Below are 10,850 nucleotides of genomic sequence, written 5' to 3' on the forward strand. Positions count from 1 at the left end.
CGAAATCGTCGCATACCTCATCGTTCCGGTGAATGTCCGGTGGAAAACAACCTTGATCTCACCGATTTTGGGGAGTTTGATCCGGTTGCGCTCAAAATCCACGGCGTAGTGTTGCGGTACCTGAAAGGACTGTACCGGGTTCTTCTTAGATTTGAATCGCGGAAATCCTTTCTTCTCGCGGAAGAACCGGGTGAAGGCATTGTCGAGATTCTTGTTTGCACTCTGGAGCGACTGCGAGTTGACTTCCTTGAGCCACGGATATTCTTCCTTGAGAGCGGGAAGTTGATTGTTCAAGTCATAGCAGGAAAGTTTGCGTCCTTCTTGCTCGTATGCCCGGATCTTCTGCTCCAGAGAATGGTTATACACAAACCGACAGGCATGGATGTGCTTCATAAGGAGCGTAACCTGCTCTCTCGATGGATAGATCCGATACCTGTAGGCTTGAAGCATATAAGGATTGCGTCTTCTTATAATAATATATAGTCTCTGGTAATTGTGTGACGAGGGGCGGCTCTGCTTTCATCCCCACCCTGAAGGGTTGGGGTCTTCCAGCTCCGCCCCCTTCACCCCCGCAAGATAAATGCACCACCATTTCCGGTAGTATGGGCGAGAGACGATCAAACTTTTTCATCGGTGCTCTCGAGTCATTCGCATTAAACGTCCTTCATCGACCACCACCACCCCCCAGGGTGGCGGGCATTGCGTGACGATAGACCCTGAAGGCCATGGGAGTGGACTGGAATAAGACTGGCCGGAGACGTCCCCCCATGGCACTCTACCGGGTGAGAACCCCAGATCGGTGGAGGGACTGAGGGGGTTCGGGCTGAACGTCCCTCTCTCCCCTCCCCTCAACCGTCTCTTGCAAAAACCCCGGTTGCATCGGAAGCGTTTCATCAAACCAGGGCAAAGCAGCCAGACGGTGTTGTTCGATTGTCCCCTGTTAAGCCGCGTCTGGTTCGGAACGATCAAATTAAATAGATCTAACACCAAAAAACTTGTATTAACCCCCTCCGGCCTACTGCGACTCCGGAGGGGAATGCTCCGGCGTTCAGGGGGACCCGTGCGACCGTGGAATCTGTAACATCACCGGCAAAGACACAACCGCAGGTAAGGTGAAGAATGGCACGTTATTATGGATACTCCCCTAAAGGCACCGTAAAGAGTGCCGTGGAATCGTTTGAATCGAGAACCCAGATACTGGGCGCTGGCGGAATGCTGCTCGGGACAGTCTACGTGGACATCAGCGACGAAGAATGGGCTGTTGCGATCGCTTACGGCCGGGCGCACCACCCCGGACTGAGGGGTCCTGAACCGGTCTATGAAGTCAGATACGCCTATCGGCCGGAGGGAGAAGGCGGGATAAAGAGGCTCGACACGCGGGAGGAGACTCCGTGCGCCGTTTCGACCGACACTATCCCTTCAGCGGACGAGTTTGTGATTCGGGCTCTTAGCGACGAGAAAAAGCGGATTGGCGGCACCGGTTTGTAGGGGTATCTTCGGGATGGTCCAGGCCCCGACTTCCTCGCGGGTCAGGACGATCTCCCTGCCATCCTCTTTATCCTGGCAAGAGGCGATGCGCGGTCCAGGAACCGTGAGAGAAAGACGGCAAACTCCTCGTCCCAGCACTCAGCGCCGCTCCTCACGTTCCAGCCCTCTTCCATAGACCGCCGGACGTGCTTCCCGAGCGCGGTATCAAGGAGGGTGTTTGACCGCAGCAGGTCGACGGCGCGGGTAAACCTACGGGCTACCTCAACCACGTAGCGCCCTTCCTCGATGTATGGCCCGGCAAAGACCTCTTTCCTGACATACTTCTCCAGGAACTTCCGGGAGTTCTCACTCGACCAGAGCGGTGGGCCGATATGCCTGCGCATCACCGGCACGGTTTCGGCCATCAATTCAAAGAGCAGCATGCACCGCTTCTCCCCCATGAAGACGTCGCTCCGGTTCACCGGAAATCCGCTTCTCTCCAGGAGGTCGCGTATTGACTCGGCGGATTTCCGTAGTTGAGGCACCACCGTATCGGGGGTGAGATCGGGTGTTTTGAAGGTTATAGAATATAGGTACGTCCCCCTTGCAGAGAGGAGGCGGGAGAAGACCTCCGGGGTTAGCGCCGGTGCGGGCGGGCGGCAGAAGAACACCTCCGAGGGCTCCTCAAGGTAACCGCGTGCAAGTTCCACGAACTCAAACATCCGCGAGAGCGATAGCGCCGCCGCGACGTTCCTCTCTGGATCGACCGGATCGATCACCACAAGCGGGTCGTCGAACTCCTTCGTCCCGTGTCCCTCGATATCTATCACCTCCCCCGGTTTCCAGCGGGCTGCAGCCTCAAGGAGAGGGTGGAACCCGCCGTAGTAGATAGTCAGGACCTCGCAGAGATAACCGGAGAACCCGCAGGTCATATGGTCCGAACCATAGACGCCGCCGGACTTTGCGAACTGCTTTAATAAGAGGACGTCGTCGACGTATCCGTCGATATGAGCAAGGACATAACGGGTATGAAAAGGCGTCCGGTCAACGGCGCTCTTGATCTCGGTGGCGCTCGCCACCGCGTAACATGGGACGAGATCGATATCCAGAGAATCTATTGTGGCATTGACATATGGGTGCTCTGCGTACTTCTCGCGCCAGGTTGCGCCAAATTCATCGGCGATCCGGCGTGCGAGCGATAACCCCTCCTCCTGAAGTTCCTGGCGGGAGAGGGAGGTGTCAAAGAGAATGAAGATATCCAGGTCACGGTCACCCCGAACGAAGGTATCACGGGCGACCGAGCCAACCATCATCGCTTTCGCCTTCCCCGACCGCTCAACTGCCTCGATAAGGCGCTCTCCCATCGTCCGGATGTAAGTCCGCTCCTCAGGTGTTGGACGGATCCTCCTGAGCACCTCCTCTTCGCAGGGGAACCGCGTCAAAGCGCGACCTCCGCAAGATCCTCGTAGATCGGACCGCCGGGTGTCAGCGTGCTCTTCTTTAGTTTGATGGCGCTCACCAGACACCTTCCGAGCGGTTCGCGGCGTATACGACGCTCCACCTCCTTTATTAGTGCGGGGTGGAGATCTTTTACACGTGCAAGTGTAACATGGGGGTGGAACGGACGCTTCTCCCTCGGGAACCCGAGCGGTTCCAGGAGACCGTCCACCTGCCGGGCCAGGGCGGCGCTCTCTCCCGAGTCGGTGACGTCACACCAGATCACCCGCGGTCTCCGTGGGTGGTCGCAGACAGGATAACCGACCGTTATCTCAAAGGGTTCGGCTTTCGTCGCCTCGAGCGTCATGACGATCCCCTCGATCGCCGCCGGGTCGACCTCCCCAAGGAACTTGAGCGTGATATGCATATTTTCGGGCTCGACGATGGCGAGTCGGCCGGGCGCCTCTCTCAGGATCTCCTGTGACTCGCGGGCGCGCTCGCGGATCTCTTCCGTCAGATCGATTGCAACAAACGTCCTGACCATACTATATCGTATTATCTTGCCTCACCATACAAAAGGTGATTGTCTACTACGGAAAACCGGCTTGAAGGGGCGGGGGCTGCGAGTTCCCGGGCGTATCGCAACGATGGTTTGGTGTCCCTCCTGCTCTGCTCAGAAATGAATGATACCTGTTATAACGCCACAGAACGAGATCATAATAACCGAATGATCCGGGGGTATTGCCATTTCCGATACAACGCAATTCATCGTATATACGCTGGAATCCTGCCCGAATTGCGAGATCCTGAAAGAGTTTCTGGCCTCCAGGAGCGTGCCCTTCATCGAGTGCGACATGGCATCCGCTGAAGCGCTGACCGAGCTTCGCATGAACGGGGTATTCGTTCAGGAGGCGCCGGTGTTGCAGAAGGGCGACATATTCTATACGTCAGCCGACCTCTTTCCCGGGGGCGTCTTCCGGGAAGACCTGGTTGCCTGTCTGATCGTGGAGGCGTGAGGTTGAGCCGTAAGTCAACACAGACGACGCTGTTCGGGGAGTTTGTCCCCACATTTCCAAAGGTCAGGACTTCGCGGGGCTACCTCCTTGACTGGGACAGAAATCGGATCATCAGGCAGATCGTGGAGGAGACCCGGCTTGTTGAGGTCTTCTACGGCTACGAGGGGGCAGACGAGGAGACGGCAAAAGAGATTGCCAGGCTTGTCGAGAGAAAGATCCAGATGCTGGGGCTTCAGTCCCTTTCAGGGCCCCTGATCCGCGAGATCGTCAACATGACGCTCCTTGAGCGAGGGCTGATCCCGTACCGTAACGTCTGCACCAGGGTTGGAACCCCGGTCTTCGATGCCCATCTCATCGATGTGGGGCGGGGGTTTGAAGCGCACGACAACGCCAACCTCCAGGAGAATGCCGAGACCTCACACAAGAAGAAGGCCGACAAGATAAGCAAGGAGCAGTACCTCCTGCAGCTCCCCCCTGACCTTGCAGACCACCACCTCCGCGGGGATCTCCATATCCACGACCTGGAGTACTTCGGGACCCGTCCGTTTTGTATCGACGGGAGCACGGCCATACCCGTTCGGATGGGTAACCGGATCCGGAGCATCCGTCCAGACGAACTCCCGATCGATGGTGATGCGTGGCGACCGCTGGACCTCTCCGCGCTCACGCCAAAAGGCTGGAGACGTGTCCTAAAGGTGACCCGCCGGACGGTGAACCCGGGCGAGATGCTCAGGATCCGGACATCAGGCGGACGAACGCTGATGGTCACCCGGGAGCACCGTATCCCGGTGCGGACCGGCGAGGGGATGGCCATCCGCCGTGCCGACGAAGTACGCGCCGGGGACGCCCTCTACAGGATCAGCGGGGCCGGTGCCGTGCGCGGGGAGACGATCGAGGCGATCGATCTCGTCCGGGAACTGCCTGCATCGGTCCCGGCCCACCTCCTTGAGAACGTCTACGTCCGCGGTGCAGGAGAGATCTTTGCCCAAGTGGTCCGGAGCGGCCGGGCTTCTTCATACTCCGACATATCGCGGGCCCTCGGCATTGAGCACCAGAAGCAGTGGTATACGCGCGGAATTATGCCGGTCGCACTCTTCAGCACGTTCTGCAGTCGTTACGGCATCGAGGATTACGCCGGGGTCACCATCGGGGTCACGGGGAGCGAGCACGAGCTGCCTGCTCTATTGACGCTCACCCCCGAACTCATCCGCCTCCTCGGGCTCTTCGTTGCGGAAGGCAACTACAACGTTTCTCTAGAGGCCGGGCAGTACAACCTCGCGATCATCGAGAACCGCCAGGCACCCGCCATCCTGGCCCCGGCACGCACCGCCCTGAACACCTATGCAACGATCGCCGGCGGCGCTCCCGACACCACGACCATCTACGGGGCCGAGGTGGGGCGCAACCGGGCGCCGCAGGTCTACTTCGGCGGGAAGCCGGCATACCTGCTCTTCCGCTATGTCTTCGGCATCCCTGAGGGGGCAGCAAGGAAGCGCCTCCCCTGGATAGCCTACCATCTTGACGATGTGCTCCTCCACGAGTTTCTTTCCGCTCTCTTCACCGGAGACGGCTCGGCATACTACTGCCCGGAAAAATCGGACTGCATCGTCAACTACACCACCGAGTCACCGACCCTCCGGCAGGAACTCTCGCTCCTGCTCACATCGCTTGGGATGACACCCCACATCGTCGAACTCTACGGAGATAACGAAGAGCGGCGGACACTCTACCGCCTCCAGATCAACGGGCGGAAGGATATTGAGACATTTGCCCGGTACGCCACGTTCCTCGATGAGCGGCAGGACCACATCGACGGTTTCCTTTCTGCGGTGAAGGAGATGCAGGTTGGAGAGCAGGAGGAGACCGTCGTCGAGGTCTCTGTGGCAGAACCGACCGGAGCGTACGTCTACGACCTCTTCCTCGACGGCGACGGGAGCGAGGAGAGCCACACGTTCTTCGCCTCCGACGGCCTCCTCATCCACAACTGCCAGGATTGGGACCTTCGCTACTTCTTCTACTATGGTCTGATGCCCGACGGCAACGGTACAAAAGCCTCTGTTGCCGGCCCGGCGAAGCGGGCGGAGGTGGCGGTTCTCCATGCGGTCAAGGCGCTCGGTTCCGCCCAGACAAACTTTGCCGGTGGCCAGGGCTACTACAACTTCCTGACATTCATGGCACCATACTTTGAGGGGATGGACTATGACGGGATCAAGCAGTTGATGCAGATGTTCGTCTACGAGATGACCCAGATGATGGTCGCCAGAGGAGGTCAGGTAGTCTTCTCGTCGGTCCAGCTCTCACCCGGCGTCCCCACCCTCTGGAAGGACAAGCCCTGCGTCTTCCGCGGCAAGGTCTGGGACGGAAACCAGGCGCCGCTCCGGACATACGGCGAGTTCGAGCGGGAGGTCAGACTCCTTTTCAAGGCGCTGATGGAGGTGATGCTCGAGGGGGACTACTGGGGCAAACCATTCTCCTTCCCGAAACCCGAGATCAGCATCGAGCCCGATTTCCTCACCGAGGACGAGGAGTTCAACCGCAACCACCCAGACCTCCCGACCTACCACGACCTCTACCTGATGACGTTTGAACTCGCGTCCAAGTACGGCACCCCCTACTACGACAACCAGATACCGGCCTACCGTGGTGCCGGGGAGGGTATATCGTGTTACCAGTGCCTGGCAGGGGACGAACTGGTTCCGGTGGCCGATGATGAGGGCCGGATCAGTGTAAGGCATATCCAGGAGATATTCGATACTGCGGCAAAGAACGGGAGACGGATAGATACTTTCGGAACTGAGCTCGCCTACTATGATGGGAGAACACCGAGCGTCGATTTTGAAACCCAGGAAGCGTCACTCCGACCGTTCCACGGTGTTATGCGTAGACGGTATACTGGCCAACTCCTCCGGATCACCCTGGAGTCGGGTCGTGAGATCACGGTCACCCCCGATCATCCGGTCTACGTCCTCGATGGGGATGTGTTTGTCCGTGATGTTGCAGGCGAACTCGCCGTGGGTGACTGTCTCCCGGTGCTTAAAGCGACGGGGTTCTGCGAGCGGCCGGTTGAGGAGATCGAGGTTGCAGAGACCCTGGCTAAGGTTGGTTACGGCAGTTCGATCCGCGTCACCGGAGATGTTGTAACCCTCAGGACATCCGGGCGCGTCAGTCTGCCCCGTCTTCTGCCGGTCAGCAGCGAACTCGTCAGACTCCTTGGCTACTATCTTGCAGCAGGGCGCAGCGAGCGTTTGGCGCGGCGTTATACCGTCAGATTCACGTTTGAGGGAGGGGATGCGGACCTCGCGACGGATACCGCCACCTGCATCCGTGCGGTCCTGGGGGTCGAGCCGCAGGTCTGTGAGACGGCATCGGGAACGGCGGTGATCATCAGCAGCAAGCTCATCTACCTCCTCTTTGTCGCCCTGGGCTGCGCTTCAGCCGATGCCGATAAGTCTGTTCCGGATCTCGTCTTCAACCTCGATCGCTCTCTGGTGGCGGATTACCTTGGTGCGGTCTTCAGCGCAACCGATAAGAAGGCCTCCGGCCGCCCTGCCAGGAGCATCAGGCTGAATGTAGCCTCCAGGGAAGTCGCCCAGAAACTTGTCTGGCTGAGCGGCAGGATCGGTGTCCAGATGAGTTACGCCGAAAGGGACAGGCTTTTTGGTCTACCGCCAGACAGCGTCCCCCACAGGGTCTACACCTGCAGGATAACGGACAACGACCAGATAGAGAGGTTCCAGGCGGAGACCGGTTACCCTCCAATGATGCCCCGAGGACGGCAGAACGGCTGCCCGTTCGCGCTGATCCCCGAGACTCAGGTCACACCCGGATGCACCGGTCTTGCCTGTGCAAGCAGGTACAGTGGTGATGGGGTTGAGAAGGTCCAGGTGACCATCGTAATCCCACCAATCGCAGAAGAAGAGGAAGAAGTGTTTGCCGGTCTTCTTGAGTATGGGGATGTGCACCCGCTCCGTATTCGATCGATCGAGACGGTGGACCACGATGGTTACGTCTACGACCTTGTCGACGTCGCAGGCACCCACACCTTTGCAAACGCGCTCGGGATAGTGACCGGGAACTGCTGCGCCTACCAGTTCTCATCGCTTGCCGACGAAGACGACGAGTTTGAGGACAAACTCTACTTCCGCGAGGGGAAACACTTCTCGATGGGTTCATGGCAGGTTATGTCGATCAACTGTCCGCGGGCGGCTTACAAGGCCGATGGCGATCAGGAACGACTCTTTGCCGAGCTCAGGTCTCTCATGGATATCGCAGTCGACCTCTTCCGGATCAAGCGCCGGTGGATGTCCCTGATCCGGGGGAGCGGTCGGATGCCGTTTGCGATGCAGCGCCCGAAGGACCCGTACACTGGCGAACGCGGCGCGGTGGCCGTGGATCTGGAAGGTCTCGTCTATACCATAGGCGTCGTCGGTGTCAACGAGATGGTGCAGCACTTCACCGGCTACCAGCTCCACGAGTCGAAGGAAGCCTTCCGCCTGGCTGTCCGTGCGATGACCGAGCTCGAGTTCTACGCCCGTGAACTCTCAAAGAAACACAACATGACGATCGCCCTCGCTCGCACCCCTGCGGAGACGACCGGCCAGCGGTTTGCGGTTGCCGATCTCCTGGACGAACGGTTCCGCGATAATGCGATCAGGGTGGCCAAGGGCGATGTCGAACGAGCGCTCGATATGCTTGGCACGACGCTTGACCTCCCCATCTACTACACCAACGGGACACACGTAACGCCGGGAGCGGCAGTCCCGCTCACGAAACGGATCGAGATCGAGCATGTCTTCTTCCCTATAGTGGACGGCGGGAACATCTTTCACATATGGCTCGGGGAGGCCCGCCCTGACCCCCGTGGGCTGATGGAGATGGCGCTGAACCTCTGCCGGACAACCCAGATCGGTTACTTTGCATTCACCCGCGATCTGACGGTCTCCCTCAAAGAGTTCCGCGAATACAGGCCGGTGAGATCCGGGCAGATGGCTGAGCACCCGGTGACGACCCTGGAGGTTGACCGGGTGGATGCCTGAAGAAGGTTCATCCTTTTTTGGATACGGGAGGCGATTCTTATATAAATGGATCGTCGCGCTGGAGACAAACTGATTAGAATACGAGGCCATGCATGATCGATCTGATTAATCCACTCATCGCGATCGATGTCGGTCGGGGCACCCAGGATATCCTGGTCTACGAACCCGGCAGGGCGATCGAGAACAGCATCAAACTGGTTCTTCCCTCGCCGACCGTGATCGTTGCGGAGAAGGTCCGTGAGGCGACCAGGGCCGGTCGCCCTGTCTTCCTGGAGGGGTTTCTGATGGGCGGTGGTGCAAACGTCGGCGCTTTACGGGAGCACCTCTCACGCGGTTTCCCCGTCTATGTCACACCGGACGCGGGAGCGACCATCCACGACAACCCGGAGCGGGTGCGGGCGCTGGGCTTTGAGATCCGAAGTGATCCCCCCTCAGATGCGATGACCGTCCGCACCACCGATTACATGGAGCAGGAGATCGGACAGGCTCTCGCCCTTTTTGGTGTAGATTACCCCGATAACGTTGCGATAGCAGTCCAGGACCACGGTTACTCACCGCACCGGAGCAACCGCATACACAGGTTCGAATTTATGCGGGAACGGCTTGACGCCGGTGGATGGGAGATCCTCTCTCTAATCTCCGATCCCCCGCCTGAAGATATGACCCGGATGCAGGCCGTCCGACGTCAGGCGCCGGGGGCCCTTGTCACCGATACCGGCCCCGTCGCCCTCATCGGGGCGCTATGCGATCCCGTGGTCAGGCGGATGGCCCGGACCGGGGTGACTCTGGTCAATGTCGGGAACGGCCACACGCTCTGCTTTACCCTGAAGGGGGGCGAGATCCACGGCCTCTTCGAGCACCACACTGGCGCACTCAACCCGGGGAAACTTCGCCACTACATCCGGCGACTCGCTGACGGGACGCTGACATCGGAGGAGGTTTTTGAGGATGGCGGTCACGGGGCTGCTGTCAGGAAACCCCTTACAACCGATGCCGTTGTGGTAACCGGGCCAAACCGTCTCCGACTGCTGTCGGAGGCTTACCAGGCGGCGCCGTTTGGGGATATGATGCTCTCGGGATGCTTCGGGCTCGCCTATATCTGGAAGGTGTTTCGGGAGAGAAGTGAGGGGTAACGGCGTAAAAAAAGATGTTCAGGCGGTCTCGCTCTGCATCAGCACAACATCGTCGATGTCGTGCTGGCGCTGCGCGAGAACCTTCGCCTTGAAGATGTTCTTACCCGCCTTGCCGATGGCAAGGCCGCGGTCATCGTCCATGACCTCAATACGGGCGATCCGCCGACTCTCTTCGTCTGTATCGAACTCGATATCGGTGACCCTTGCAGGAAGGAAACAGTTCCGGATGAACTGTGCGGGGTCGGTGGAGTACTCCACAACCTCGATGCGTTTCCCCATTACCTCGGAAGCCTTTTTGATGCTCGATCCACCCTTGCCGATGGCAAGTCCCATATCCCCGGGATTGATCACGAAGATGAGCCGCTCGTTGCGGTTATCAACCACGCAATCGCGGCTACCTGCGCCGGTGAGGCTTTCAAACTGGGAGATCAGGCGCATACACTCCTCAGTCAGCGTGACCTGCGACATCATCTACACTCTCACGGCGTTCAGGATATCGGACTCGCCCGGTTCGACCACGGCAAGAGCACTGACAACATACGGCATGCCGCAGGCCTTTCCGAGCTGGATACTCGATCCTTCATAGACGTAGACAGGGATATCGATCCCATTCACCATATTTTTGACAGATTCGGGGCTGTTCTTGGCCACAACAACCAGTCTGGCCCTGCCCTCCTCGATGCATTCCTGGGTCTTGTTCCGGCCCAGGAACACTGTACCAGTCTTCACGGCTTTGCGGAGTGAAGCATTAAAGTCCATTA

9 protein-coding genes are annotated in these 10,850 nt (G+C 58.8%); 4 read left to right on the plus strand and 5 right to left on the minus strand.

Features of this window, described 5'->3' with window-relative positions:
• Nucleotides 1-450 (minus strand): RNA-guided endonuclease TnpB family protein (locus QMC91_RS05040; RefSeq protein WP_300236283.1); only part of this gene is annotated, 450 nt, incomplete at its 3' end.
• Between the two features lie 669 nt (nucleotides 451-1,119).
• Between QMC91_RS05040 and QMC91_RS05045 the strand changes: the two genes are divergently transcribed.
• Complete coding sequence (locus QMC91_RS05045) at nucleotides 1,120-1,488, plus strand: hypothetical protein (protein WP_300236286.1); 369 nt, start codon at nucleotides 1,120-1,122, stop codon at nucleotides 1,486-1,488.
• Between the two features lie 41 nt (nucleotides 1,489-1,529).
• Here the strand turns inward: QMC91_RS05045 and cca are convergent, their stop codons facing one another.
• Nucleotides 1,530-2,909: a CCA tRNA nucleotidyltransferase gene (gene cca / locus QMC91_RS05050; RefSeq protein ID WP_300236289.1), complete on the minus strand. Its 1,380-nt coding sequence runs from the start codon at nucleotides 2,907-2,909 to the stop codon at nucleotides 1,530-1,532.
• On the minus strand, nucleotides 2,906-3,448 hold the full coding sequence (gene thpR, locus QMC91_RS05055) for an RNA 2',3'-cyclic phosphodiesterase (protein WP_300236292.1): 543 nt from the start codon (nucleotides 3,446-3,448) through the stop codon (nucleotides 2,906-2,908). Before thpR ends, cca begins: the two co-directional genes overlap by 4 nt.
• Nucleotides 3,449-3,758: 310 nt before the next feature.
• Between thpR and QMC91_RS09980 the strand changes: the two genes are divergently transcribed.
• The 3 genes from QMC91_RS09980 (at nucleotide 3,759) to QMC91_RS05070 (ending at nucleotide 10,089) form a co-directional block, all read left to right on the plus strand.
• Entirely contained in the window at nucleotides 3,759-3,920 is a 162-nt protein-coding gene (locus QMC91_RS09980; RefSeq protein WP_366944377.1) for a hypothetical protein, read from the plus strand.
• A gap of 2 nt (nucleotides 3,921-3,922) precedes the next feature.
• The gene (gene nrdD, locus QMC91_RS05065) at nucleotides 3,923-8,956 is read left to right on the plus strand and encodes an anaerobic ribonucleoside-triphosphate reductase (RefSeq protein ID WP_300236295.1); all 5,034 of its coding nucleotides are present in this window, start codon (nucleotides 3,923-3,925) and stop codon (nucleotides 8,954-8,956) included.
• Nucleotides 8,957-9,048: 92 nt separating this feature from the next.
• Nucleotides 9,049-10,089, plus strand: a complete 1,041-nt coding sequence (locus QMC91_RS05070; protein ID WP_300236297.1) for a DUF1786 domain-containing protein — start codon at nucleotides 9,049-9,051, stop codon at nucleotides 10,087-10,089.
• Nucleotides 10,090-10,107: 18 nt separating this feature from the next.
• Here the strand turns inward: QMC91_RS05070 and QMC91_RS05075 are convergent, their stop codons facing one another.
• Entirely contained in the window at nucleotides 10,108-10,557 is a 450-nt protein-coding gene (locus QMC91_RS05075) for a NusA-like transcription termination signal-binding factor (protein WP_300236460.1), read from the minus strand.
• 3 nt (nucleotides 10,558-10,560) lie between these two features.
• Entirely contained in the window at nucleotides 10,561-10,848 is a 288-nt protein-coding gene (locus QMC91_RS05080; RefSeq protein ID WP_300236300.1) for a 50S ribosomal protein L30e, read from the minus strand.
• Between the last annotated feature and the right edge of the window lie 2 nt (nucleotides 10,849-10,850).

Source organism: Methanoculleus sp., assembly GCF_030019085.1.
GTDB lineage: Archaea > Halobacteriota > Methanomicrobia > Methanomicrobiales > Methanoculleaceae > Methanoculleus.